Source organism: Thermodesulfobacteriota bacterium, assembly GCA_034189135.1.
In the GTDB taxonomy this organism is placed as follows: domain Bacteria; phylum Desulfobacterota; class Desulfobacteria; order Desulfobacterales; family JAUWMJ01; genus JAUWMJ01.
Window position 1 is genome coordinate 1 of record JAXHVO010000130.1, and the last position, 26,560, is coordinate 26,560.

Here is a 26,560-nt window from a genome sequence, read left to right on the forward strand (position 1 = left end):
CCCACGTTAAACTGCAGCCCATCGACTTTTCTACCAAGGGGGTATTTGTCTGCGGCCTGGCCCATTCGCCCAAACCGGTGGACGAGGCCATCGCTCAAGGCCTGGGCGCGGCGTCTAGGGCCTCGGTCATACTTTCTAAAGACAACACTACGGTTGAAGGCATTGTCTCTCATGTGGATGAGCATTTGTGTCGGGGCTGCGGCGAATGTGTTCAAGCCTGTCCTTATGGTGCTATTGAAGTCGAGGATAGAAAAGAGGATAAAAAAGTGGCCCATGTGCAGGAAGCGCTTTGCAAAGGATGCGGCGCCTGCTCTGTCGCCTGCCCCACCGGCGCAGCCTCGGTTTTTCACTATGAAGACCAGGAGGTGCTGACCATGGTGGAAGCCGCTTTGAATTGAAGATTGACGATTGAATTACCGATCAATCAACAAGCATTGATACAAACAGGAGTATGTATGACCGAAGAATTCAATCCAAAAATTATCGCTTTTGCCTGCAACTGGTGCGCCTATTCTGCCGCCGACCTGGCAGGTGTGTCTCGGTTGCAGTATCCGTCAAACGTTCGCATCATCCGTGTGATGTGCAGCGGTCGGGTCACACCCGGTTTTATTCTCAAAGCCCTTCAAAAGGGTGCCGACGGTGTGCTGGTGGCCGGGTGACACATCGGTGACTGCCATTACCTGGATGGTAATGTAAAGGCCGAAAAAATGTTCCAAACGACACAAGAACTGGTAAAGCTTCTTGGTATTGACCATGAAAGAATTCATCTCGAATGGATTTCGTCTGCAGAGGGCGCCCGTTTTGCCGAAGTCGTAAGAGATTTTACCGAAAAGATTAAATCTAAAGGGCCGGCCCAGCTAAGGCAGGCAGCTTAGACAGTAGGTTAATGGAAAAAGAGCCGTTTGGCTAAAAACAATTGCCAAATGTTTCAAAGGAGATAGATTGTGAGTAAAAACATTCTTGTTATCGGAGGAGGAATTGCCGGAATCCAGGCATCCCTTGACCTTGGCGAAATGGGGTTTAAAGTTCACCTAGTGGAAAGTCTGCCCAGCATCGGCGGAAAGATGGCCCAACTGGACAAAACCTTTCCCACCAATGACTGTGCCATCTGAATTCTTTCGCCCAAGATGCTGGATGTCGGTCGACATCCCAATATCGAGCTTTTGGCCTATACCGAAGTGGAAAAAGTAGCAGGCGAGGCAGGCAATTTTAAAGCAACCATTAGAAGAAAAGCCCGTTTCGTGGAAGAAGACAAATGTACCGGATGCGGGGCCTGCACGGAAAAGTGCCCGACAGTTGTTCCCGATGCATTTAATGTCGGCCAGGGGTCTCGCAGTGCCATTTACAGCTGGTTCGCACAAGGAATCCCCTCCACCCACACCATCGATCCCGATCATTGCCGTCAGCTAAACGGCAAGAAGTGCGGTATCTGTGCAAAGACCTGCCAGGCCGAAGCAATCAATTTTGATCAGCAAGATAGGACGATCAAACTCGATGTGGGGGCTATCATTGTTGCGATCGGTTATGATGTTTTTGATCCTTCACGAATCCCGGAGTATAATTATAAGGCCCTGCCCAACGTTATCACCGCACTTGAGTTCGAAAGATTCTTAAGTGCCAGCGGGCCCACCGGTGGCCATCTGGATCGCCCATCGGACCGGGCCATTGAAGCTGAAATTAAAGGGCTGGAAAAGAAAGTGAAGAAATCACAAAAAATGCTGGACAAATTTGAAAAGAAATATAATGAAAATTCTGCAGATTTTTATAACGCATTTTTAAACGGTGAATATAAAGATGAAAAAGATCATAAAAAATGGGCGGACAAATATGCCGCACATGTGGCCAACGCCACTCCGCTCGAAGCTTTGAAGAAAAAGGCCGAAAGCTTTACCTCAGCGAAAAAACTGGCTTTCATCCAGTGCGTCGGTTCGCGTGATTTCAGGTTCTACCCGTTTTGTTCCGGATACTGCTGCATGCATTCCATCAAGGAAGCGATCATTGCTCACGAGCATGGCCCTGAAACCACCTCCACCATTTTTGGAATGGATATCAGAGCGGTGGGAAAAGGATTTGAAGAATACAAGGTTCGTGGCGGAAATAATTCCAACATCAGCTATCGCCGTGGCAGGGTTGCCGAAATCAATGAAGGTGCGAATCATAACCCGATTGTAATCTATGAAGATACTTTAGCGCAAACAGTCAAAAGAGAAGAATTCGATTTGGTAATACTGGCCACAGCCTGCGCACCGAGCAAGGGAACAACGCAGTTGGCCCAACTTCTTGACATTGAAGTCAACGAGTTCGGATTTTTCCAAACCACATCTTCCCACCCCCTTGATACCACCCGGCAAGGCATTTTCGTATGCGGCTGTGCTCACGGTCCCATGGATATCCCGGAATCCGTTGCCCAGGCCAGTAGCGCTGCATCCAGGGCGGTACAGACAGTGGTGGGGGAAGAAATGCGTAAAGCGTCGTAAAGGAATCGTACAGTATGAGCAAAAAAGATAAAGACCCTGAAAAACTTCGTGTTGGTGTTTTCATCTGTGATTGTGGTTCTAATATTGCCGGACATCTGGACTGCCCGGAGGTAACTGAATATGCCTCCACTCTTCCGGGGGTTGTGTTTACCAAAGAAAATCTCTACACATGTTCCGAGGCAGGAATCTCTGAAATTCAAAAAGCGATTAAGGAAAACGATTTGAACCGTGTGGTGGTTGCTTCATGCTCACCACGCACACACCAGCCGCTTTTTTCCAGTTCATGTGCCCAGGCAGGACTCAATCCATATCTTTTTGAAATGACGAACATACGGGATCAGTGCTCGTGGGTACATATGGGCCAGCGTGAAAAAGCCACCAAGAAGGCAAAAGATCTTGTGCGCATGTGTGTGGCAAAAAGTGCTTCACTGGAGCCTCAGCAGGAGATTGAAACCTCTCTGATCCGCAAGGTACTTGTGATCGGCGGCGGGGTTGCCGGCCTGTCGGCAGCCGAAGCCCTGGCCTCCATGGGCCTTGATGTAATACTGGTAGATAAAAAACCTGAGTTTGGCGGACTTCTTCGCAAGGTCAACCGTCTTTCCAATGGCGCACTGGCGGCTGACCGCATTTCAGAGCTGGTTGAACAGGTTAAGGCAAAATCCAATATCACTATTCATCTCGATGCCGAGGTGAAAACAGTGGGGGGGTATATAGGAAATTTTGACATTGCCATAAAAACAAAACAAAACACTGTGGAAGATAAAGTTGGCTGCATAATAGTGGCGACAGGTGCATTGCCGTTAATCCCCACCGACATGTTCAGTTACGATGGCAAACAGGTCATTACCCAGATAGAACTGGAACAAAAGCTGAAAAAAGGAGCCCTTGATGCCCAGCGTATTGTAATGATTCAGTGTGTCGGAGCACGCACCCAGGAAAGGGAATACTGCTCACGAATCTGCTGTATGACCGCAGTTAAAAATGCGCTTTTGATTAAAGAGCAAAACCCCGATGCAGATATCCATATCCTGTATCGTGATATGCAGATGTATGGTACGGAAAATGAAAAGATGCTGTGGGAGGCAAGAGGAAACGGGATCAAGTTCGATGTATACCGTGCCGACCAACCGCCTGAAGTTAATAAAGGAAAGGTCCGCTTTAATCACTCCTTACTTGGAGAAAACATGGATATCCCCTGTGATCTGGTGGTTCTGTCAACCCCTTTGGTTTCACGGGAAGATGCGGGAGTTGTTTCCCAAATGTTACGGGTTCCCATGAATCAGGACGGATTTTTTCTTGAAGCTCACGCAAAGCTAAGACCTCTTGACTTTGCTGCAGATGGTATCTTCGTATGTGGCAGTGCACGTTATCCGGCCACAGTTTCAGAAGCCATGTCCCAGGGCATCGGTGTCTCCTCCAGGGTGGCAAGCATTCTTTTTAAAGACAAGTTGATCACAAGCGCAATTGTTGCCCAAATAAACCCGGAAACATGTGTGGGATGCATGGGATGCATGGACGTATGTCCGTTTCAGGCCATTTCTTTTAATCAAGAAAAAAATATTTGTGAGATAAATGAAATCCTATGCAAGGGATGTGGAAATTGTGCCGCTACATGCCCCTCTCAAAGTGCAATGCTTAAAGGATTTAAACCGCCGCAGCTTTTGTCTATGATAAGAGCGGCATAAAAAAGGATAAAAAACATGAGCAATAGTGATTTTGAACCCAAGGTTATTTGTTTTCTATGTACCTGGTGAGCGTATGCCGCTGCTGACCTGGCCGGGGTTAGTCGTATGCAGTACCCGTCGAATATTCGGATCGTCCGGGTAATGTGCAGTGGAAGCGTGTCCCCCCATCATATCATCCGTGCTTTTCAGCAGGGTGTGGATGGTGTTTTTGTGGGCGGGTGACGTCTGGACGATTGCAATTACCTGTATGGTAATTATTCAGCCCAGAAGCGGGTACGCTTTTTAAGACCGTTGCTAAAGTTCAGCGGTATTGAAGAAGACCGCCTGCGGGCCAGATGGGTTTCTTCCGCTGAAGCCCCTGAATTTGTCGAAGAGATCGAAGATTTCATTAAGGCGTTGTGCGAAATGGGGCCTTCGCCGCTGAACAAAGAGTCTGTTGAAAACAATATGCTGTCTGTTGCCACCGGATGAATAAGGGAAAACCATGATTGAAAAGGTAAAAGAAAAAGTACAGGAGCTTTTAAAGTCGGAAAAAATAACGGGATTTCTGGGCCTTGGCGAAAAAAACGGCCATATCGGTCCCCATCTTTTTTGTGATGAAACTGATCTTGACAACCTGGTTTTGGGAGACTGGAAAAAGCCGGGAGATACACGTTATCCCCTTAATAAACTGCTGGTTCATCTCGCCCGGAAGTATCCTGAAAAAAGTTTTGGAGTGCTGGTGCGCGGTTGTGACGAACGTGGACTTAAAACCCTTTATATCTGGAACCAGCTTAATCCGAACAATGTCGTTCCGGTGGGCATTGCCTGCCCCCAGGAGCTTGCGGACGCCTGTGAATGCAGCCAACCTTTCCCAGAGGAGTTTGTGGCCGGAGACAAGGCAAAAAAATCCACGGCTGTTTCGGTGGCCAATGTAGATGAGCTTGATCTTAACGCACGATTTGCCCACTGGATGGAAGAGTTTTCAAAGTGCATCAAATGTTACGGTTGTAGAGACATCTGTCCCATGTGTTTTTGCAAAGAATGCAGCCTGGAAACGGATGAACTGATCAGTACGGGCAATATTCCACCTGAAATACCCGTTTTTCATCTGACCCGGGCCATACATATGGCAGGCCGATGCATCGATTGCGGCCTTTGCGAGGAAGCCTGTCCCGCGGATATCCCTTTGAGGACCCTTTATAAAAAAGTTGCTGCAATCATGGAGAAAGAATTTGACTACCGGACCGGGTTTATGGATGAAAAATCACCTTTGAACATTTTAGACCAGGCGTCTGGAGAATAAAAAAAGAGGAGTTTATATGGATTACAGGACCGTACTTACAACCTGCACCCACTGTGGTTGCGGATGTAATTTTTATCTGGAGGTGCTGGACGGTCAAATTATCGACACGATTCCCTGTAAAACCAGCCCTACCAATGAAGGAAAGCTCTGTATAAAAGGGTGGAATGTTCACCAATTCATCCAGAGCGAAAAAAGACTGACCAAACCCCTGGTACGTAAAAAAGGTGAGCTGGTCGAAGTCTCCTGGGATGAGGCACTCGATTACACGGTTTCCAAACTTAAAGAGATCAAAAAAGCCAACGGGCCGGACAGCATTGCCTTTTTAACTTCCGCCAAGGTCACCAACGAAGAGAATTATTTGCTGCAAAAGTTTGCCCGGGCTGGGGTGGGTACCAACAACGTCGATCACTGCGCACGTCTCTGACATTCTTCAACGGTGGCAGGTCTTGCCGCCGCATTCGGCAGTGGCGCAATGACAAATTCTGTAGCGGAGCTGGAAGATTCGGACTGTATTTTTGTCATCGGCTCAAATACGACTTCGTCTCATCCCCTGGTAGCCACCCGCATCTTTCGGGCCAGACAAAAAGGGGCCAAGATTATTGTGGCCGATCCCAGAAAAATCCAACTGACCCTGTTTTCCGATATACATGTCCGGCAAAACCTGGGAACAGATGTGGCACTTTTAAATGGAATGATGAATGTCATCATAGAGCAAGGATGGCATGGCCAGGGTTTTATTGAAAATCGTACCGAAAATTTTGACGAGTTTAAAAAAGTAATTAAAGGCTACCCTCCGGAAAAGGTTTCTGAGATTACCGGTATTTCCGCCGATGATATTATTAAGATGGCCGAATATTACTCTCATGCCAAGGCAGCATCAATTGTTTACTGCATGGGAATTACCCAGCACACCACCGGGGTGGACAATGTTAAATCCCTTGCCAATCTGGCAATGCTTACGGGTAATTTAGGCAAAGAATCCACCGGTGTAAATCCTCTTCGGGGTCAAAACAATGTTCAGGGTGCCTGTGATATGGGTGGACTTCCCAATGTATTTCCCGGATATCAGCCGGTAAATGATATTCCGTCTAATCAAAAATTTTCCCAGGCCTGGGGAGTAGACCTCCCCCGGGAAGTGGGACTTACCATTCCTGCAATGCTTTCCGGCCTTGCCGAAGGCACTGTTAAAGCTCTCTATGTGCTTGGTGAAAATCCTATGGTCAGTGACCCGGATATTAACCATGTTGAAAAAGCCCTGAAAACTGCTGAACTGCTTGTGGTTCAGGATATCTTTCTCACTCCAACAGCGAAGCTTGCCCATGTGGTACTTCCCGGATCTTCCTTTGCCGAAAAAGACGGCACCTTTGCCAATACAGAGCGACGGGTGATGCGTGTCAGGGAGGCTATTGCGCCTGTAGGAGATGCCCGTGTGGACTGGAAAATCATTCAGGATATTTCCAACCGGTTCGGATATGAAATGAAGTTTGATTCACCGGAAGATGTAATGAAAGAAATTGCAAGCCTTACACCTTCTTACGGTGGAATTAGCTATGATCGTTTGGAAGGTGAGGGCCTCCAGTGGCCGTGTCCCACCGCTGATCATCCTGGAACCAAATTTCTCCACAAAGATGCCTTTTCTCGTGGAAAGGGTCTTTTTCACGCCATAGAATTCATACCGCCTGACGAAAGTGTTGATGAGGAGTTCCCCTTTTGGCTTACCACCGGTCGTGTATTTGCTCATTATCACACCAGAACCATGACCCAGAACTGCCCCTCTCTGGATAGCGAAATTTCTGAAGGCTACCTGGAAATAAGTCCTGCAGATGCACAACAAATGGGCGTATGCCAGGATGATGAAGTGAAAATAACCTCGCGTCGTGGCCAGATTACAGCCAAAACCATGGTGACCGAACGGGTTAAGGAGGGTCTGGTATTTATGCCGTTTCATTTTGTGGAAAACTGCGCCAATATCCTAACAAACCCGGCCAATGACCCCGTTGCCAAGATTCCGGAGTTTAAAGTTTGTGCCGTAAATGTTGAGAGGGCAACCGATTAGAAAAAAGTATCCGCTCTTTTATTGAATTGTTAACACCCGGTCTTTTTTACAAAAAGCCGGGTTTTTATTTACGCTCTCTTATATATGGATTTTTTATCGTTTAAAACAGAATATATTTTCCAGAATTACTATAGAATTATAAAAGGGACCAAGAATTAATGGCCTGCCACCTTTCTTGCTTAAGATAAAGTAGAAAAATATGAGCAACCATGAAATTAAAAAAGAAGAATTGCAAGCCGAAGATATCGCAGTGTTAGGCGTTCCGTATGACAAAAATTCATCATTTCTAAGAGGGACAGCATTAGCACCTGCGCGAATCCGCGAAGCGCTGTTTAGTGAGTCATCAAACATGTGGACAGAGAATGCGATTAACTTGGGATTAATGGCCGGCTGGCAAATATTAGACGACTTAAAACTGGAAGATCATGGGAAGGCATTTGGGCAAATTGAAAACAAAATAACTGAGTTACTGAAAAGAACGGCTCGAGTCATTTCGCTTGGTGGGGACCACTCAATCACTTATCCCATCATCCGGTCATATGAAAAGAAGTTTAGCAACCTAAGTATCCTACAGTTGGATGCACATCCGGATCTCTATGATGAATTAGATGGCAATCGCTATTCCCATGCTTGTCCCTTTGCCCGGATAATGGAAGAAAACCTTGTTAAGAGATTGGTGCAGGTGGGAGTTCGCGCCCTGACCGGCCACCAGCGCGAGCAAGCCAAACGATTCGATGTTGAGATAATTGAAATGAAAGAGATCAACAAGGCAAACGGAATTATGTTTAGCGGGCCTGTATACCTGTCGATAGACTTGGATTGCCTGGATCCAGCTTTTGCTCCAGGGGTTTCCCATTACGAGCCAGGAGGAATGAGTACTCGAAACGTTTTGCAAATAATCCAGAATCTGAAAGGGCATTTAGTGGGTGCCGACATCGTAGAATACAATCCAAAAAGGGACCCGCAAGGGATTACAGGAATGGTTGCAGGAAAGTTTTTGAAGGAAATAATTGGTAGGATGATGGAAGAAAAATCAGCGGCAATACGGATCTTGGGAAAGAATCGAAGTTGACAATATTGTGGAAAGTACCTATTATGAAAGAATGGATGCCTTAATGAAAAAGAAACTGCAATCAGTGCTTGACAGGGTGAAAGAGCCCGAGACCAACATGGCGCTCTCCGAGCTGGGTCTGGTTGAAAGGTTTCGTTTTTATCCAGAGCAAAAGAAACTCTCCGTTTTTCTCAATCCAATAAAACCCGGCAAAGTCTGCTGCGCGATCATTTCCAGTCTTCTCCTGTCATCAACCATTAAAGATCTCATGAATGAACTCCAAAAGGAATTTTCGGATCTTCATGTGGAACGAGCCCAATAACATGGTGTAATCATTTTTTGTTAGAACTATTCAATGTGCCGAAACATGAGCAAGTGTTCTTTCGGTCATGGCTTCTTGATAAAAAGTCTCCACCCACATACAAAGGAGGTAGTTATGTTTAGGCTCACTATTGCTTCAAAGCGTGTTTTTTTACTCATTATGCTTATGGTGGCTCTCTCTGTTCTGGGATGTGCTTCTAATCAGTTCGTTCCTGACGCTGACACAGAGAAGTGGATTGGAAAAATTAGTGGAATGGCCCAGGGCGATTTGGAGCTTTATATTAAAAAAACAAAAAGCCAGAACAATTTTTATTCAGTTACAGGCCCTTTTACTATGAATTTAGCGACAACGGGAGGGTATGGTAGCGCTTCAGCCAAGGGCAAGGTGAACGGTAACATCAAAGATGGAAGCATCAAGGCCAAACTTTCAGGACATGCTCAAGCCGAGGACGGCACCTCGCATATATCCGGTAAAATGATCGGCAGTATATCCGAAACACAGGCAGTGGGAACTTGGGAGTTGGGACATATAGAAGGCTTCCTTTCGGGAAAATGGGCTGCAGAAAAGGTGGCAGAATAAATCGGTCGCAATAAATAATCCACCCATCCCTTTATAAAGAAAACATAGCCGTCTCGATTCACATCTGATTTTATATGTTATAAGCTGTCAGCACATCTTTGTTTTTATAAACCGGCAGGAAGAGAAACAGTATTTATTTCATGAAGTATCCAGAGACTCGCCACTTCCCGTCTTTGTCCCGCATGGGGGTGACGGTTTCAAGAGCATGTCTCTTGTTCTCGAAGGAGGAATCGTATTTGATTACAACATATTCTCCGTCCGGAGCTCCCGGCAGGGAAGTAAGATAGAGCTTTGACTGGAGTTTTCTTGAGATGTTTTTCCCCATAGGCCTTCGCACCGATTTCATTGATTGCAGCCACTGCTCTTTGGGTACAGCGCCTTTAAAAAACCCGGCTGTCTCATACCAGCTTTCTTCATATTTTTCACTATCCACCAAAGCCAGCCAGGCTTTTGCCGATTTTTCCGCTGCTTCTTTGGCTTCCGAGTTGCCAGATGGGGAACACCCGACAACGCTGATCATTCCAATTCCCACCAGAACCCAGACGAATTTTTTCATATTCATGCTCTCCTTTAATATGACAGCTACCCAATCAAAGAATAGTATTTTGCAAAACCTTCTGTTATTTCGTTTCGCCGGAATCATTTAAACGTACTACAGCCTTTTTTATTTTAGAAAAGCCGGGAATCAGGGTGTTGGTACTACTCACCCCCGGTATGAGGCGTACTTTTTCATGCACAAACTGAGAAATGGTTTCGGCATCTGAACTGAGCAAATCACGGGTTAATTCAACTTTCACCAAAAAATCCACATCTCCATGAACGGAATAGATCTCTCTTACCTCTTCAAGCTCATAGAGCCTGTCGATGATTTTAGACTCTTTTTTGGCCTGAACGTTCATTAAGATGAAAACGGTTATTCTACTTTTCATTTCCGGATATTTGATCCCTTTTAGATTATTCATTTTCGTTCGAAATTCCTCCATATTTTGCTCAATGAGTTTTGCGATATTAATACCATAACGTCGTTTACGGCCTTTTCCCCATTGGTGAAACGTAATATAGGAATACAAATCGGCATCGGTGCGCCCGGGAAAAGAAGCGACCAATTTCTCCCGTTTAATAATGGTACAAAGTGGACGGTAAATCGTTTTGTACCAATCCAGGGCCGCCTTTTCAAAAGGAATCATATCCCCCTTTTCCTGCTGAAGGTATTCCTGATGCTTGGTAATCTGATCTATAATATGTGAATATTGTCCGACCTCAGTCAGATTGATTTCAGCAGGTAAATTTGTTCGATCGGCAAATTCCGCCCGTTCACGGTAAAGGATGTTGGCAAGGGTATCTTCCGAAGGGATAAACTCGACAATACGAGCCAATATTTCATCGTGACCAAATTCCTTGGCTGCTGCTATCCGGTGATTTCCATCCAGCACATAGTATTCGTCTTTGATCTGAAAAAGCTCAACCGGCTTCAGTGACCGACCAAGGCGCATGGATTCTTTGATCCATTGCAACCGTTCCGATGAGCTGCTCTGCTTGAAGCGAAACTGGTTGTCAAAATCCTGGTAACGACAGACACTGCCGACAACCCGGCTCAAAGGGACCGTTCGGATTCCACGGTCTCTGGAGTCAAATGCCGCTTCCTTTTTCTGCTGATCCTTGAAGCTCTTTACCTCTAACGGCTCAGCACTTTTCTTTGGAGAATCCGCAGATTTATTGAATATCTGCAGGAAACGCGATTTCCAGGAGGTAATACCCATACGTGTTCACCACCTTGGTTGAATTAACCACCGTTAACCGGTCGGAGTCATCGGGAAATATTTTATGGATGTGTCCATGGATGAAATAACTCGGTTGATATTTATCAATCAGGCGGCGAAAGCATTCAAAACCCTGATGACACGGGTCTTCAGCATCGTGTACATATCGAGGTGGCGCATGGGTAAAAACGATATCAACACCGCCCTGCCACCAGATTGTCGGTCGAAGCCAACGTATAATGGAGCACATCTGCCTTTGTGTGTATTGATAAGGACCGCCATTGTACCAGTGGGATCCTTCCAAACCAAGAATATTTATTCCTCCAACCTTGACCAATTTGCCGTGTAAGTCATGCCCCCCTTCAGGCTGTTTATCTTTATAACGAATATCATGGTTGCCTTTGACATAGTACAGGGGGGCCTCCAGATAATGAACCAGACGGGAAAGATATTCAGGAGGCAGATCACCACAGGAAACAATCAGGTCAATTTCTGAAAAAGGTGCGGAATCGATCCGCTGGTCCAATATCGGATCAACAACGTCCGAGACCGTTAAAATTTTTATCTTCCTGCCGGTATTCAATTTAATCCGCTTTCAATCAGTGGATTTTTTCCTTTTTACCAAGGTGGCTGCATTCTTGCCGCAAATGCGATCCATTTCAGCTTTGGATAAACCCGCTTGTTTCATTTCGTTAAAATATCTTTCCGGCTTAATGAGGGGAAAATCACTTCCGAAAAGAATCTTGTTTTGTCCGGCCAGCTTTATTGCATACCGGTAAACTTCAGGGTCATAAAGAAACGGAGAGGCTGCTGTGTCGAAATAGACATTTTTCAGGCTCTCTTTTACTTCCTTTTTTAGAATATTATACAAAAAAATTCCACCGCCCCAATGAGCCAGCACGATTTTATTTTCAGGAAACCTTTTAACCAGATTGTATATCTGGATCAGCGTATTTGGGGTTTTGCCCGCATAAATGTGTCCAATGGGTTCATTGGTGTGAATCAGTGCAGGTAAGTCATTTTCCCGGCAGATTTCAAAAAGGGGTGCCAGTTTATCAAGGGCGGTTTCATCAATTCCGGATTCATAAAAGGCAAGTTCACCTATTCCTGCAAGTCCTTGCTCAAGGCATCGCATCACCTCATTAACCGCAAATTTGTTGAACGGGTCAAGACAGCAAAGGCCGATCAGTCTACCAGGGTACCTTTCCACCGCATCCAGAATATAGTCGTTTTCTTTTCTAAAGATATCGGAATTTTTCCATGGAAACCCGAAAACAACAGATTGGTCCACACCGTGTTGGTCCATTGAGCGTATGACTTCACTTGCGCCCACAATCTTCGATTTTGGCGATTTATACAAAAGCTTGAACGCAGGTTCGGGAATAAAGTGTTTTTCCCTGTTTTCACGGATTTCCTTAGAAAAAATGTGAGTATGAAAATCGATAATCATAGGTCTCTCTCCGTTTATAACTTAAATTATTTCCACCTTTAGCCGTGCTTGAGATTGTGCTCCCTGAGTACCTGACAGTCAGCATTCCATTTTTCAGCAATATTGATAATATCTTTTCTTAATTCAAGATGCTGAACTTTGCAAGAGTCCGGTATCTCTCCACGAAGCTGGCTGCTCGAATTCTCAACCAGTTGAATAAGCTCAGTGGCGATGATCGAGTTGATCTTAACCAGATCTTTCATAATTTCAATTAGGTCGGTTCGATTTTCGCTCATGTATTCCTCCAAATCTAGCAAAAGAAAAAAGGATTTGTAAATGTTGACGGTTTATGTTCTTTTTTTATAGTATTTAGTCACATTTAATAGCATGTTTTATATTCATATGCCATCATTATCATGTTTATCATCGCTGGTGTTTCACCAAAGACAATAATTATAGATAAAAACCCAAGGCGGTGCCCTGTATGCGGGTTGCACCAGGCCTATTTTACCAGGGTGGATCATTATTTCAGCCTGTTTTTTATTCCGTTAATACGGGTTAAAAAGGGCGAGCCTTTTATTATGTGTGACCGATGTAAAGGCCAGGTGAGTGAATTTGGTAAAGAACAAAATGTCCGACCGGGAAGACAACAGCATCGATGCAAAAACTGTGGACGAAGCATAGATAAGGATTTTAAATTTTGTCCCCACTGCGGTAAACATGTGTCATAAACCCAATAAAAATGCGAAAAGCAGTTTTGAACGTCATGTGGTGCTGGTTTCTCCTGAAATACACTGGAATACCGGAAACATAGGACGTACCTGCCTGGCAGCAGGGGCATATTTTCATCTGATTAAACCCCTTGGATTTTCCCTTGAAAGCCGTGAGGTGAAACGGGCGGGATTGGACTACTGGAATAAAGTCAAGTTAAGTGTCTGGGACAATTTTGAAGATTTTAAAAGAAACATGGCACCACAAAAAGACGAGGTGGTCCTATTGACGAAAAAAGGAGCTCAGCCTTTTTGGTCAATGCCCATATGCGACCGGATGTTTCTTGTTTTTGGCTCAGAAACCTTAGGGCTTCCTGAAAAAATCCTTTTAATGTACAAACAGTCCACCTTCCATATCCCCATCACCCAACAGACCAGAAGCTTAAATTTATCCACCGCGGCAGGAATTGTGCTGTATGAAAGCCTGCGGCAAGTAAAATTTAACCATTTTTGGGCCTGATTTTGCAATATAGCTATCTGAGGGGTCAGGGTGCTTTTCTATCTCTACTCAGCTCGTCCGGGGAAGCGACCCTATGCCGGTACAAGCCTTAACCAATGAGCATATCACTCTGTACACGCCCCCTATCCTTTGCGTTAAACCGATACAGGCAGTAATGATCATTGTCACCGTGGGAATCTGTTTGATGGGGCTGGTTCAAATCCAGTCTCAGTCCGCCTAGGCGGACCGTACGTAAGTATCTCGGTATTATTTTTAAGGCTTGTACCGGCATAGGGTCGCTTCCCCGGACGAGCTTCTATAGTGGTTGTCAAAAAAACGTTCCGTTATCGAAACGTTTTTTTTCTACAACCACTTATACCGCAATTCCAGATTTCTGAACATATTTATGGCAAGCGGTATAACAATCATTAAAGCGCAAATGGTTCACCAAAAAGGCCATTGATGAAAAACTCCCAAATTCCTCAGCTATTTGTTTTTCAGCTTTTCCAGCTCTTTTGCCAGATCTTCTAAATCCGGCCTTTTGTTAATATCCCCCACATGAGCATATTGCAGAATTCCTTCTTTATCTATCACAAACAGCGCTCTTTCGCTGCTACCATCAGAGCGAAAAACACCGAACATGTCCGCCACTTTACCATGGGGCCAAAAATCAGAAAGCACATGAAACCATAATTTCCCCATCTGTTTTGTCCAGGCAAATAGGGTGGGAATATTATCAACCGTAATCCCCAGAAGAATCGCATCATGCTCGTCAAATATGGATTTTGCGATATTATATCCCGGCCATTGATCGGAGCATACAGGGGTCCAAGCAGCCGGAACAAAGGATATAACCACATTTTTTTCCCCTTTAAATTGATGGAGGGAAATCTTCTCTCCCGATATAGAAGGGAGTGTAAAATCAGGGATTTTTTCACCGACTTTAACTTTCAGAACGCTGTCTATCGGTTTTAAGTTGCCCGGGTTATAGATGTTATCTTTAAATGCTGCTGAAAATCCATCGGCATGACCACCTAACAGCCCAGAAACTACAAAGAACATGGTAATAATGAATATGTTTTTCCCCATGGCAAATACCTCCTTATTATAATCCTGAGCGTTTTAAAAGCCTGTTTAGAAACTGCTGGGCATTCTTGGGGCCACCAAGCTGTGAATAAAATATGATCGCTTTTCCCTTGTCCGTTATTTTAAGAGCGATAAAATAGGGTGTTCTGACCTCGCCGATTTTTTGGTGAATGAGAAAGTCTCCATCGGGAAAAAGCGGAAACGGAACGTCATACTTCTTTTGAAAAACCCCCATTTCAAAACTGGAGTTACCCGCACCAATTCCGATAAGCTTGACTTTACCTTTTAATTTTTTACTATTTTCAATTTTTCGATAAAATTCATTTATAGTCGGCGCTTCCCTTTGACAGTGAGGACAGTACATACTCAAAATCTCAATGATCACCACCTTGGCTTTTATCTGGGGTACTTTGAAGGTTCCCTCACCTGTTAGGCCGAGATACTGTTGGTGTCCCTGATTTTTGGGAATGGTCAGCTCCATGTCAGGAAGCTCGTTGCCCTCAGTCAGTGGGCTGCCATATAAATAAGCAGGATATATTGATGAAGCCAGAAAAACCAGAATATATAGCAAGATAAATTTTATTTTCATAATGCTCCCCTCCGTTTATTTCAAAAATATTTAATTGATATTTCAGTTAAAATTTAGCGGTTCCTTAATCCAGCCCGGCGAGACCGCGTGGCGCTGTATTGCATAACCATTCAAGGGGCGATATACAACTCATGGTTATCCGGCTTTAGCAAGGCAGGCCTTTTTATGCCGTTGCTTTTTAGCAGGGGAATTCAAATTTTCTACAGATTCGTCACAATTTGTCTAATAACAAAAATTTTGAGAAATTTTATCAATGCGTAGTTAGAAGATTAGCCGTGGAAAGCAATAATAACTAAGTAGCGTAACCGGTAAATGAGGAATGCTGGACCAAGAATGTATTGCGAATAAAATGTAGGGTTAAATAAATACGCAAAATTTATGTTGACATCTAACAAAAATTATAATTAGTTGGGGACATTGTCAAGTGTTGTGTGTGGAAAATTCAGGCGGTGATCCGTTTTTCTTCAACTCCTTTGGCAAATTTCACTTCATTAATGACTTCTCTTATTCTTGCTGAAAGATGTAGGGTCACTTATTCTCAGCACACCATCACCGTTTTAATTCCACCGTTAAAACCATCTTTGATGAAAAACTACTTCTTACTTTAGCTGTTTACGGATCTATAAGTGTTGATAGTTGGGGATTTTTAGTTCGTATATTTACTCAGTGCTTGGCTGAGAAATGATTAAATGGCTTTGGCTTCATCCTCATCCGGTCCCATTCAGATCCGATATTATTTTTCCACACATCTTCAGCTGCCGAGATTAAAACAAGAAGTGTCTCGGTTACCGGCTTTGAGCTGAAAAATTCAGCGAGTCCTTCTATGCCTTAACCGAGGAATAATAACCCATAACTTAAAATGGAGGTGATGGCTATGAAGGTAACTCGGCGAGAGTTTATCCAGGTCACAGGTGCAACGGCCGCGGGTCTTGCAGTCAGTGGACTGGGTTTTGACCTTAAGCCGGTCAAGGCCCACGCCCAGATGCTTAAGACCAAGTATGCCAAGGAGACCACCACAATCTGCTGTTACTGTGCAGTGGGATGTGGGGCAATTGTGCATACAAGCAAGAGAGGGGACGGCCGTGTCATAAACATCGAAGGTGACCCGGATCATGTGATCAACCGGGGATCGCTTTGTTCCAAAGGGGCTTCACTTAAACAGCTCACGGAAAATTCAAATCGACTGACCGAACCCATGTACAGAGCTCCCTATTCCAAAGAATGGAAACAGGTATCATGGGACTGGGCACTTTCAAAAATCGCTAAAAAAGTAAAAGAAACACGCGACGCCACTTTTCAGGTAAAAACCCAAAAAGGACAGGTGGTCAACCGTACCGAAGGAATTGTGTCTGTGGGCAGTTCGGCACTGGACAATGAGGAGTGCTGGATTTACCAGGCCCTTATGCGTTCTCTCGGGCTTGTATATCTTGAACACCAGGCGCGTATCTGACATAGCGCAACTGTTGCGGCTCTGGCAGAGTCGTTCGGACGCGGCGCTATGACCAATCATTGGATTGACATCAAAAACAGTGACTGTATTTTAATCATGGGGAGCAATGCGGCAGAAAATCATCCCATATCCTTCAAGTATGTGACCGAGGCACAGCAAAATGGTGCCAAACTCATCAGTGTGGACCCCAGGTTTACCAGAACATCCTCCAAGGCGGACATATACACTGCCTTGCGCTCCGGAACAGACATCGCCTTTCTCGGCGGGATGATCAAGTACATCCTTGATAACCAGCTTTATAATAAAGAGTATATAAAAAATTATACCAACGCCCCCTTTATAGTTGGCAAGTCTTTTAAATTTAAAAACGGTCTGTTTTCAGGGTATGATAAGAAAAAGAGAAAATATGATAAAAAGCAATGGGCCTTTGTCATGGATAAAAAGGGAGTCCCCAAAATGGATCGGTCATTAAAAAATGGCCGCTGCGTTTTTCAGCTCTTAAAGAAGCATTATAAGCGGTATAATACAAAGCTGGTTTCTAAAATTACAGGCACACCCAGAGAGGATCTTTTAAAAGTTTATAAAACCTATGCTGCGACAGGGGCAAGGGGCAAAGCAGCAACAATCATGTATGCCATGGGCTGGACCCAGCACACAGTGGGGGTTCAGAATATTCGAACCATGGCCATGATTCAGCTCCTCCTTGGCAACATGGGTGTTGCCGGTGGTGGTGTGAATGCGCTGCGCGGCGAATCGAACGTACAGGGCTCTACGGACCATTGCTTATTGTTCCACATCTGGCCGGGTTATTTGGCTACGCCAAGCACTAAATGGCCCACTCTGGGAGATTATCTGAAAAGAAGAGCCAAAAGCAACGATCCCCTTTCCGCTAACTGGTGGCAAAATGAGCCAAAATACATGGTGAGCCTGTTAAAATCGTTCTTTGGTGAAAAGGCAACTAAAAACAATGATTTTGGCTATAACTGGGTGCCGAAGATTGATGCCGGTAAAACGTATAGCTGGCTTGACCTGTTTGACAAAATGTACAGAGGCTCAGTCAGGGGTTTATTTGCATGGGGTATGAACCCGGCCTGCAGCGGTGCCAATGCAGGGAAAAACAGAAAAGCCATGGCAAAGCTTGACTGGATGGTCAATGTGAACCTCTTTGACAATGAAACCGGTTCTTTCTGGAAAGGGCCGGGAGTAAATCCTGCCAAGGTCAAAACCGAGGTTTTCATGCTGCCGGCGTGCACATCGGTTGAGAAGGAAGGAAGCATTACCAACAGCGGCCGCTGGATGCAGTGGCGTTACCAGGGGCCAAAGCCTCTTGGCAACAGCCTCTCCGACGGCGATATCATCATGAGGCTGGGCAACAAAATTAAAAGTGAATATAACAGCAGCGGGGTTTTTCCTCAAGCCATCCGAAACCTGAAATGGGATTATATGACTCACGGTGAATATGATCCGCACAAGGTAGCCAAAGAGATTAACGGGTATTACCTTGAAGGCCCGAAGAAAGGAAAACTGGTAGAGTCTTTTGGTAAACTTAAAGCGGACGGCTCGACATCTTCCGCCAACTGGCTTTACTGCCACAGCTATACGGAGAAAGGAAATATGTCCGCCAGGCGCAGCAAGAAAGATGCGCCAAACAACATCGGCCTGTATCCCGAGTTTGCCTGGTGCTGGCCGGTAAATCGCAGGATTATTTATAATCGCGCTTCCGTCGATCTTAAAGGACAGCCCTGGGACAAGAAAGATTGGGTGATTAAATTTACCGGTGATGTTAAAGATGGCAAGTATGTTTCAAAAAAATGGGTCGGTGATGTCCCTGACGGTGGGTGGTATCCTCTGGAAAACCCGGACGGATCAAAGCGAAAGGATGCCAAATATGCCTTTATCATGAAACCCCATGGGCATGCGAACATATTCGGGCCCGGTCGTGCAGATGGGCCGTTCCCGGAACATTACGAGCCTTTGGAGTGTCCGGTTGAAAAGAACCTGATGAATAAACAGAGGGTCAACCCGGTAGCACCTATTTATACTACGAAAGCAGATGCTTTTGCCACTTGCGATCCCAAGTATCCTTTTGTCGGCACAACTTACAGAGTGTCGGAGCACTGGCAGACCGGTCTGATGACTCGTCCTCAGCCGTGGCTCCTTGAGCTCCAACCACAGGTTTTTGTGGAGATGAGTGAAGAACTTGCCAGGCTGAAAGGGATCAAAAACGGGGAACGGGTTTTGGCTATGTCGGCTCGTGGATCTCTTAAGTGCACGGCTATTGTAACCAAACGATTTAAGCCTTTCACGATTGCCGGCAACACGGTATATCAGGTTGGCTTTCCATGGAATTTCGGATGGCGTTGGCCTGAAAGTGGGGAAGAGGAGAGCGCAAACCTCCTGACACCATCCACCGGCGATCCAAACACCCGGATTCCGGAAACCAAGGCTTTTATGGTCAATATTAAAAAAATATGAAAGGGAGGTGATCTGATATGAGTAAGTCATTTTTTATTGATACAACACTGTGTACGGCCTGCAGGGCTTGCCAGGTGGCATGCAAACAATGGCACGATCTTCCTGCAGAAGAAACCAACAACCGTGGAACTTACGAAAACCCCGCAGATCTCTCCTTTGACACCTATAAGCTGGTGAGAATGCGTGAAGAGGTAATCGGCGGTAGGTTGAAATGGCTTTTCTTTCCTGAACAGTGCAGGCACTGCGTTGAGGCGCCGTGTCTTGATACAGCAGGAGATGCGTCAGCTATTTACAGAGATATGGCAACCGGAGCGATTATTTTCACAGCCAATACAAAGGGCATGAATGTTGATGAAATTATCGAGTCCTGTCCGTACAATATCCCACGGAAAGGACCGGACGGTGCTTTGGCAAAGTGCGACATGTGCCTTGACCGGGTTCATAACGGCCTTTTACCGGCATGTGTTAAAACATGCCCCACAGGCGCCATGAATTTCGGTGAACGTGAGCAAATGGTTTCTCTGGCTAAAAGTCGCCTTTCCATAGTCAAAAAGGCGAATCCAAATGCAGCACTTTTAGATCCCGATGATGTGAATGTCATTTATCTTGTGGCTGAAAAACCAAGCCTGTATCACAAGTTTGCGGTTGCTTCCAATACGGCATTCGATATTACCAGACAGGTTGCCCTGCAAAGGATGTTTAAACCGCTGACAAACTTTGTTTCACGACTTCTATAATAAGGGCATCGCAGCATAACCAGGAAGAGGGGGGAAGATTTATTTCTTTTCCCCTTTTTCTATTTTTTATGATAGGGTAAGCAAAAATTTTTTCTTGCCGGTCATCACCACACCAGGGAAGAATGCTAAGAAATTTTGTCTTAATTTAAACAGTTTATATTAAGGGGGACATTATCTTAAGGAGATCTCATGATAGACAATATAGCTCTTACTTCAGACCATATCAAACAGGCAGTAACCGCATTAAGGAGTCTAAGACCCGTATATAGGGATCTGCTCGATTTTTATCAGCAAATTTTCATTGCCCAGGAAGATTCCAAAAGCCACGTACAGATAGAGCCTATTCAAATTCCCCACGATATTATTTCAGTTAAGGCTAAGGATGATTTTCCCTTAATCAATATATCGGATTTCGTTATTGATATACAGGCATCAAAGGATCTGCTGATACAAATATGCAATATTATCAAAAAGATGAAAGGTGATATGGCTGCTTCAGCTCAAGCCGTTTTACAAGGAATTGAGACAGGAAAACTAGATCCTGAATCGCTTTTTTTCAGCCTTTTTGAAGGGGGGGCTTCCTTCTTCGAAAAGACGGCCACCAGGCTTAAAATCGATAAAAGTGCACTGGCGTTCATCACTTACAACAGCATAAAGCCTTCCTTAACTATCTGTGCAGCCCAGTTGTCCACTTATCTGGAAAAGGAAAGTATGTGGGAAAAAGGTTATTGCCCCGTTTGTGGGAGCATGCCGGGGCTATCAATGTTTATGGAAAAAGGAGAGCGTTTTTTATTTTGCAGTTTCTGCTGGCATCAATGGTCTTCCCAACGGCTGCATTGTCCTTTTTGTAATAATACAGACAGTAAAACACTAAATTATTTTTACAGCGAAGAAGAGAAAGAGTACCGGGTCGATCTTTGTGACAGCTGCAAAAAATACATAAAAACAATAGACACACGAGAAACTCAGCGTTATATTTACCCGCCCCTTGAAGCCGTCTCCACGCTTCATCTTGATATCAAAGCACAGGAAAAGGGCTTTGAAAGCGGTGTAGCGCTTGATTTGAAAATATAGCCAAACAAGAAAAGCACAATATCTTCAATCATCACGTTTTTAATGCTTGCTACACGCCATGATTATACGGATAATTCCAGGCGAGTCGCCTTATTTTTCGGCCGCAAATTCCACTTTCTTTGTTGACATGTTTAAGATAGACAAATCAAAAATAAAATCAGCAAAGGGCAGGTTTATATGAAAAAGATTCTGGCATATGTTGCTGCAATGCTCCTGATACTAAGCGCTGCTTGTGGTCCGTCTGAAACGATCGCCGGAGACATGGAAGATCTCCTGTCACCGATTTCAACCAAAACTGCCGGCGACGTTGTTAAAGTACGAACGGCCTGGTCGCTGGACAGGGTGCATCCTGGAAGTCATATTATACTGGCTGTTATTTTTAATATTGCAAAAGGTTTTCATATCAACGCAGACGAAAGCCAGATTATTCCGCTTAAAGATTTAACCCTGTTCCCCACCAGAGTGAAGGTTATAGAAATCCCTGAAGGAATAGCGGCGGAAACCCCTCGATTTCCACGGGCTCACCCAATAAAGGTCGAATATGCAGACAAACGTATGATGTTCTTTACCGGGCAGGTGGTCGTTTATCTTCCCATAAAAATCGATGAGAAAGTCAAGCCCGGACTCCGGCATGTTAAAGTTCAAATCGATTATCAGGCATGTGATGCGCGGACCTGTTTATTGCCCAAGAAGGCTGCAGTGGAAGAGACTCTTGAAGTGATTGAATTAGATCAGGAGCCAGTAGAGATTAACACAGAACTTTTTGCGGACTATAAAACCCGGCACACAGACGTATTCCGAAAAGCAGTCGGGTTTGATCTTTTTGGCTGGAGATTCTCGGTTAACGTTTCATCATGGTTTGGCAAAATTCTGCTGATGCTCACCGCAGTACTTGGAGGTTTGTTGCTCAACTTTACCCCCTGTGTTTTGCCGATCATTCCGATCAAGATTATAAGCTTATCAACAGCTGCAGAAAACAGGAAGCGATGTTTTATACTTGGTCTGACCATGTCTTTCGGCATCCTGGCCTTCTGGCTGATGCTGGGCATGATGGTTGCCCTGGTAAGCGGATTCACTGCGGCGAATCAGCTTTTCCAGTATCCGGTTTTTACCATTTTAATCGGTGGAATGATCGCAGTGATGGCCGCAGGCATGTGCGGGCTGTTTTCCCTTCGTCTGCCCGGCTTTATTTACCTGATTCACCCAAGACAGGACAGCCTTCAGGGGTCTTTTGGCCTTGGCATTTTGACCGCCATTTTGTCCACGCCGTGCACGGCTCCTTTTATGGGTGCTGCAGCGGCATGGGCGGCAACCCAGCATCCGCTGACTACCATAATCACATTTGCATTTATCGGGTCTGGAATGGCTTTGCCCTATCTGGTACTTTCAGCTTCACCCGGGCTGGTTAAAAAGATGCCAAAAACAGGACCGGCCAGTGCATTAATAAAACAGGTAATGGGTCTGTTTATGCTGGCTGCCGCAGCATATTTTATCGGCAGCGGCTTAAGCGCACTTTTATCATCCCCACCTGACCCGCCGGGCACATCATACTGGTGGGGCGTGATGTGTTTTTGTGCTACTGCAGGCGGGTGGTTTGCTTATCGAACTGTTCAAATCGCTTCCGCAAAGGGGCAAAAAATATTTTTTGTGGTCCTCGGCATTGTTATGATTGTCATTTCCGTCATTGGCGGCGTGCGTCTCACCGCCAGGGGACCCATCGACTGGGTTTATTATACCCCGGAACGTTTAAACAAAGCTTTCCAACATCGAAAAATTGTGGTGTTGGATTTTACCGCCGAATGGTGCCTGAACTGCAAAGCACTGGAACACGGGGTTTTAAACACCCGCAAAATAACTGATCTTTTTGCAAACGACGATATTGTGGCCATCAAGGTGGATATCACCGGCAAAAACCCGGCGGGTAAAAGAAAATTGAAGGAGGTCGGCTCTCTGACCATCCCTTTGCTGGTGATCTATTCTTCGAATAACAAGCTGATTTTTAAAAGCGATTTTTACACTGCGGATCAGGTGGTGAATGCAATTAAAAAAGCAAGAGAAAAGAGGAAATGACGGTGTCGTGAAGGCCATTAATCGGCAAGCATACTCAGGTAATACCTGATCACAGCGATCTGGTCTTCGTATTCCGCAACATTTTCGCTTTGATGGATGGCATCTATCAGGTGCCGGGAAATCGATCTGGCAAGCTCCGGTTTTCCGAAATCTGCAAATTTCCGGAACAGGTAACCGTAAATTGCTATTTGGGAGGAAAGGGAGCCTGCTAAAAAACTTGCCGCAGCCTCATCCCACCTGCTCTGATCTGCCAGGTAAGCACATGCCAAGGTCTCAAATCTGTTGTTATCATAATTGTTCTGATAATCGATGGAAAAAGGGAGAAACCGTTCCAGGTAATTTTTGATAATCGGCGGACTATCAGGAGAACAGTAATAGTAAGGCTGAAGGTATCCTTTGGATTTTTCTCCATACAAATGTTCATCATGACCAAGTTGTTCAACCAAACGACTTAAAGGGGTGCCCTGGTAAATTCTTCCACCTATGGTATATTCGTATCGTCTGATTGCATTGGGAGGGTATTTCACCATTTCTCCGACGGTGTGATCCATGGTTTTATAAGATTCACCAGGCAAACCGAAAACAAGATTTACCGTGCAGTCAATATTGAATTTTTCGCACAATTCAATGGTTCCGGTGATGTCTTTTTGGCGATAGGATGTCCGGTTTTTCGATAGAACACTGTCTGCAAAACTGTCACAGGTAAGGATAACGGAAAAGCCGGTTTCGGCCAACAGTTTGGCAAAATTTTCATCAAAGGGTTTAGGCAAAAATTGAGAAGAGAATCTGAGATAGTTATGTAACCCTGCCTCCAGGATTTTTTTAACCAGATGGGAACAATCTGTAAGGTCGGGTAGATTAAATTCAGTATCGGTAAAGAAAATGTTTTTAATGCTGGTGTAATTTTCCAATATGGTGTTAAGTTCTGCAATAATGTCACCATGGTTCCGGAAAATAAATTTAGTCCCTTCAATCATGGGCTCCACACAGTATGAGCAATGCTGATTGCATCCCCGTTTTATCGTTACGGGCAATCCATGGGTTTCATGGGCATAGTTGAATTTGCTGTTTCTTTTATTTAGAAAACTGTTTTTGTTAAAAACGTAAGTCTGTCTCCGGTTTACCTGAAACCCGGGACTTACTTTAAATACCATGTTGGGAATCTTATGTATTTTTTTCTTATCCGGGTACGCCTTAAGAAACTGCACCAGAGAATTTTCGCCTTCACCGATAATTCCGTATTCCATTTCCAAAAATTCTAAAATGGCTTCAGCGGATACGGTAAAAGCCCCTCCACCGGCAACAATTGGAATGTGAGGGGAGACCTTTCGAATAATTTCAACGATTTTTTTAATATCGTGGAGGAAGTAAAAGGTTTTGTAGCCTGACCCCTCAAGGTTGCCAAATTTCTCACAGGACATGGCGGTATCAATATTTCTGATACCCAGACCGATTGCGTCAGGCTGGCAGCGCTTTATGGTCTCAATCAGATTGGTTTCAATGTCCGGCAGCGGAAGGAAGGGATAGTCGATGGTCACATTAAAATGATGACGCCTTAAATGATTGGCAACCAAATCAAGCCCAAAGGGATAGACCTGTTTTATGAGATAGTACTTATCTGTATAAAGGAGTAGTACATTTTTAAGGTTGCGAGGCATAGGTATTAGGAGAGCTTTGAGAGGCCTTTGCAAAAAGTGCCATTTTGCAAAGGCTTCGAAGGAAGACGCTATTTTTCTTCAGTGTCTTTCCGTGATAATCCGTGGTGACCTATCATTCAAGAAGGGACGCCCCTAAAAGATACTCTTCGTATTCGGTGGGTCCATCTTGATAAATTTCCATCATCGCATCAAATTCTTTTCTTTTACTACTGTTTATCCAGGTATGCCAGCTTTCAATATTTTCCCACGTGGTGATCACCAGCATATGCTGAGGGTCGTTATGTTCCAGCAGGGTCTCACCGGAAATATATCCCGGCTGACTCAAGGCTGCAGAGCGCAATTTTTTAAACAAAGCAAATATTTCTTTTTTTTTCCCTACTTTAAAGCGTCTTCTGATTAAAATCTTAGCAACCATGGTATCCTCCTTTTATACCAGAAAACTCCACAAAATACCGGCGCATATTGCGGAACCGATCACACCGGAAGAGTTACATGCCATGGCATGCATCAAAAGATAATTGGTAGGATCTTCATGTTGTCCGACCAGGTGAACTTCCCGGGCGGATCCGGGTACGGCTGACACACCGGCAGCACCCAATAAAGGATTGATTTTATCTTTAAGGAAGAGATTCATTATCTTGGCAAATATAACCCCTGATGCAGTGGCTATACTGAACGCAATGGCGCCTAGGCAAAAAATACCAACCGATTTTCCGGTCAAAAACACATCCCCCTGGGTGCTCGCTCCAACGGTGAATCCAAGGAAAATGGTGGCAATATCGATAATGGCTGTGCGTGCAGTTTGAACCAGGCGTTTGGTTACACCGCACTCTTTCATAAAATTTCCAAAAAAGAATGTTCCCAGCAGAGGGATAGAGGCCGGAGCCAGAAAACAGCAAAGGATCATACCGACGACAGGAAAAATGACCAGTTCCTTCTTGGACACCTCGCGCGGTTCCGACATGTGGATCAGCCTTTCCTTACGGGTGGTCAGCAACCTCATGATGGGAGGCTGAATGACCGGTATCAGTGCCATGTAGGAATATGCAGCGATGGCAACCGGTCCGATAAGATGCGGTGCCAGTTTTGCCGTAAGGAATATGGATGTGGGCCCGTCAGCGCCACCGATAATTGCGATGGATCCGGCTTCCTTGGGCAAAAACCCAAGCGCAAGGGCACTCAACAGAGTAAAAAATATACCCATTTGAGCAGCCGCTCCCAAAAGCATCAGTTTGGGGCGCGCAAGCAAAGAGGAAAAATCGGTCATTGACCCAAGCCCAAGAAAAATAATAGACGGGTAACATCCGGTGGTAACTCCAAAATACAAATAATGTAAAACACTATTCGGTTCATATATACCCAGTCCAAAACCTTTAAAAAAGGGTACATTACCCACGAGAATACCGAAGCCAATGGGTACGAGAAGAAGAGGTTCAAATTGCTTGGCTGTGCCCAAATAGATAAATATAGACCCCACCACCAACATGATTATGTTGCGATAATCTGCAAGATAATAGCCTGTATTTGTTAAGAATTGAATTAGAAGTTCCATTTATTTACCTTTTTTC

27 protein-coding genes are annotated in these 26,560 nt (G+C 44.9%); 17 read left to right on the forward strand and 10 right to left on the reverse strand.

Annotated features, from left to right (window positions below):
- From SWH54_19170 to SWH54_19220, 11 genes are all read left to right on the forward strand, one after another.
- A partial coding sequence (locus tag SWH54_19170; protein MDY6793394.1) for a 4Fe-4S binding protein occupies positions 1-398 on the forward strand: 398 nt, incomplete at its 5' end.
- A 57-nt stretch (positions 399-455) separates the two neighbouring features.
- Complete coding sequence (locus tag SWH54_19175) at positions 456-875, forward strand: hydrogenase iron-sulfur subunit (protein MDY6793395.1); 420 nt, start codon at positions 456-458, stop codon at positions 873-875.
- Between the two features lie 69 nt (positions 876-944).
- Positions 945-1,112, forward strand: a complete 168-nt coding sequence (locus tag SWH54_19180) for an FAD-dependent oxidoreductase (GenBank protein ID MDY6793396.1) — start codon at positions 945-947, stop codon at positions 1,110-1,112.
- Between the two features lie 15 nt (positions 1,113-1,127).
- Entirely contained in the window at positions 1,128-2,477 is a 1,350-nt protein-coding gene (locus tag SWH54_19185) for a 4Fe-4S binding protein (GenBank protein MDY6793397.1), read from the forward strand.
- A gap of 14 nt (positions 2,478-2,491) precedes the next feature.
- Positions 2,492-4,162 carry a CoB--CoM heterodisulfide reductase iron-sulfur subunit A family protein gene (locus SWH54_19190; protein MDY6793398.1) on the forward strand — a complete coding sequence of 557 codons (1,671 nt, stop codon included), beginning with the start codon at positions 2,492-2,494 and terminating at the stop codon, positions 4,160-4,162.
- A 15-nt stretch (positions 4,163-4,177) separates the two neighbouring features.
- Positions 4,178-4,633, forward strand: coding sequence for a hydrogenase iron-sulfur subunit (locus SWH54_19195; protein MDY6793399.1), 456 nt, complete (start codon positions 4,178-4,180; stop codon positions 4,631-4,633).
- Between the two features lie 13 nt (positions 4,634-4,646).
- Positions 4,647-5,447 (forward strand): 4Fe-4S dicluster domain-containing protein, encoded by an 801-nt coding sequence (locus tag SWH54_19200; GenBank protein MDY6793400.1) that lies wholly within the window; start codon positions 4,647-4,649, stop codon positions 5,445-5,447.
- 16 nt (positions 5,448-5,463) lie between these two features.
- Positions 5,464-7,503, forward strand: coding sequence for a formate dehydrogenase subunit alpha (fdhF, locus tag SWH54_19205; protein ID MDY6793401.1), 2,040 nt, complete (start codon positions 5,464-5,466; stop codon positions 7,501-7,503).
- 199 nt (positions 7,504-7,702) lie between these two features.
- Positions 7,703-8,575: an agmatinase gene (gene speB, locus SWH54_19210; protein ID MDY6793402.1), complete on the forward strand. Its 873-nt coding sequence runs from the start codon at positions 7,703-7,705 to the stop codon at positions 8,573-8,575.
- Positions 8,576-8,618: 43 nt separating this feature from the next.
- On the forward strand, positions 8,619-8,876 hold the full coding sequence (locus SWH54_19215; protein ID MDY6793403.1) for a hypothetical protein: 258 nt from the start codon (positions 8,619-8,621) through the stop codon (positions 8,874-8,876).
- Between the two features lie 114 nt (positions 8,877-8,990).
- Positions 8,991-9,455, forward strand: a complete 465-nt coding sequence (locus tag SWH54_19220; GenBank protein MDY6793404.1) for a hypothetical protein — start codon at positions 8,991-8,993, stop codon at positions 9,453-9,455.
- A gap of 133 nt (positions 9,456-9,588) precedes the next feature.
- On the opposite strand, the gene SWH54_19225 is transcribed toward SWH54_19220, so the two are convergent.
- The 5 genes from SWH54_19225 to SWH54_19245 form a co-directional block, all read right to left on the reverse strand.
- Positions 9,589-10,011 carry a DUF4019 domain-containing protein gene (locus SWH54_19225; GenBank protein ID MDY6793405.1) on the reverse strand — a complete coding sequence of 141 codons (423 nt, stop codon included), beginning with the start codon at positions 10,009-10,011 and terminating at the stop codon, positions 9,589-9,591.
- A gap of 64 nt (positions 10,012-10,075) precedes the next feature.
- Positions 10,076-11,215, reverse strand: coding sequence for an Lrp/AsnC ligand binding domain-containing protein (locus SWH54_19230; protein MDY6793406.1), 1,140 nt, complete (start codon positions 11,213-11,215; stop codon positions 10,076-10,078).
- Positions 11,169-11,798, reverse strand: a complete 630-nt coding sequence (locus tag SWH54_19235; protein ID MDY6793407.1) for a metallophosphoesterase — start codon at positions 11,796-11,798, stop codon at positions 11,169-11,171. The genes SWH54_19230 and SWH54_19235 overlap by 47 nt, the downstream gene beginning before the upstream one ends.
- A 12-nt stretch (positions 11,799-11,810) precedes the next feature.
- Entirely contained in the window at positions 11,811-12,665 is an 855-nt protein-coding gene (locus tag SWH54_19240) for an amidohydrolase family protein (protein ID MDY6793408.1), read from the reverse strand.
- Positions 12,666-12,703: 38 nt separating this feature from the next.
- On the reverse strand, positions 12,704-12,940 hold the full coding sequence (locus SWH54_19245; protein ID MDY6793409.1) for a hypothetical protein: 237 nt from the start codon (positions 12,938-12,940) through the stop codon (positions 12,704-12,706).
- Positions 12,941-13,364: 424 nt separating this feature from the next.
- On the opposite strand from SWH54_19245, the gene SWH54_19250 reads away from it, so the two are divergent.
- Together SWH54_19250 and SWH54_19255 are read left to right on the forward strand one after the other, a co-directional pair.
- Entirely contained in the window at positions 13,365-13,874 is a 510-nt protein-coding gene (locus SWH54_19250; protein MDY6793410.1) for a tRNA (cytidine(34)-2'-O)-methyltransferase, read from the forward strand.
- A 73-nt stretch (positions 13,875-13,947) separates the two neighbouring features.
- Positions 13,948-14,094, forward strand: a complete 147-nt coding sequence (locus SWH54_19255; protein ID MDY6793411.1) for a hypothetical protein — start codon at positions 13,948-13,950, stop codon at positions 14,092-14,094.
- Between the two features lie 245 nt (positions 14,095-14,339).
- Here the strand turns inward: SWH54_19255 and SWH54_19260 are convergent, their stop codons facing one another.
- Positions 14,340-14,942, reverse strand: coding sequence for a peroxiredoxin (locus tag SWH54_19260; GenBank protein ID MDY6793412.1), 603 nt, complete (start codon positions 14,940-14,942; stop codon positions 14,340-14,342).
- Between the two features lie 16 nt (positions 14,943-14,958).
- Complete coding sequence (locus tag SWH54_19265) at positions 14,959-15,528, reverse strand: redoxin domain-containing protein (protein ID MDY6793413.1); 570 nt, start codon at positions 15,526-15,528, stop codon at positions 14,959-14,961.
- A gap of 874 nt (positions 15,529-16,402) precedes the next feature.
- Here SWH54_19265 and fdnG point away from each other — a divergent pair.
- The 4 genes from fdnG to SWH54_19285 all read left to right on the forward strand — a co-directional run bounded on the left by fdnG (position 16,403) and on the right by SWH54_19285 (position 23,334).
- Entirely contained in the window at positions 16,403-19,453 is a 3,051-nt protein-coding gene (fdnG, locus tag SWH54_19270) for a formate dehydrogenase-N subunit alpha (GenBank protein MDY6793414.1), read from the forward strand.
- 17 nt (positions 19,454-19,470) lie between these two features.
- A complete protein-coding gene (locus tag SWH54_19275) occupies positions 19,471-20,190 on the forward strand; it encodes a 4Fe-4S dicluster domain-containing protein (protein MDY6793415.1) in 720 nt (239 codons plus the stop codon).
- 189 nt (positions 20,191-20,379) lie between these two features.
- Entirely contained in the window at positions 20,380-21,264 is an 885-nt protein-coding gene (locus SWH54_19280; GenBank protein ID MDY6793416.1) for a formate dehydrogenase accessory protein FdhE, read from the forward strand.
- Positions 21,265-21,441: 177 nt separating this feature from the next.
- Positions 21,442-23,334, forward strand: coding sequence for a cytochrome c biogenesis protein CcdA (locus tag SWH54_19285; protein MDY6793417.1), 1,893 nt, complete (start codon positions 21,442-21,444; stop codon positions 23,332-23,334).
- A gap of 17 nt (positions 23,335-23,351) precedes the next feature.
- Here the strand turns inward: SWH54_19285 and SWH54_19290 are convergent, their stop codons facing one another.
- The 3 genes from SWH54_19290 to SWH54_19300 form a co-directional block, all read right to left on the reverse strand.
- Positions 23,352-24,992 (reverse strand): cobalamin-dependent protein, encoded by a 1,641-nt coding sequence (locus tag SWH54_19290; protein ID MDY6793418.1) that lies wholly within the window; start codon positions 24,990-24,992, stop codon positions 23,352-23,354.
- A gap of 112 nt (positions 24,993-25,104) precedes the next feature.
- Positions 25,105-25,407: an antibiotic biosynthesis monooxygenase family protein gene (locus SWH54_19295; GenBank protein MDY6793419.1), complete on the reverse strand. Its 303-nt coding sequence runs from the start codon at positions 25,405-25,407 to the stop codon at positions 25,105-25,107.
- 12 nt (positions 25,408-25,419) lie between these two features.
- Entirely contained in the window at positions 25,420-26,544 is a 1,125-nt protein-coding gene (locus SWH54_19300) for a sodium ion-translocating decarboxylase subunit beta (GenBank protein MDY6793420.1), read from the reverse strand.
- Positions 26,545-26,560 lie beyond the last annotated feature (16 nt).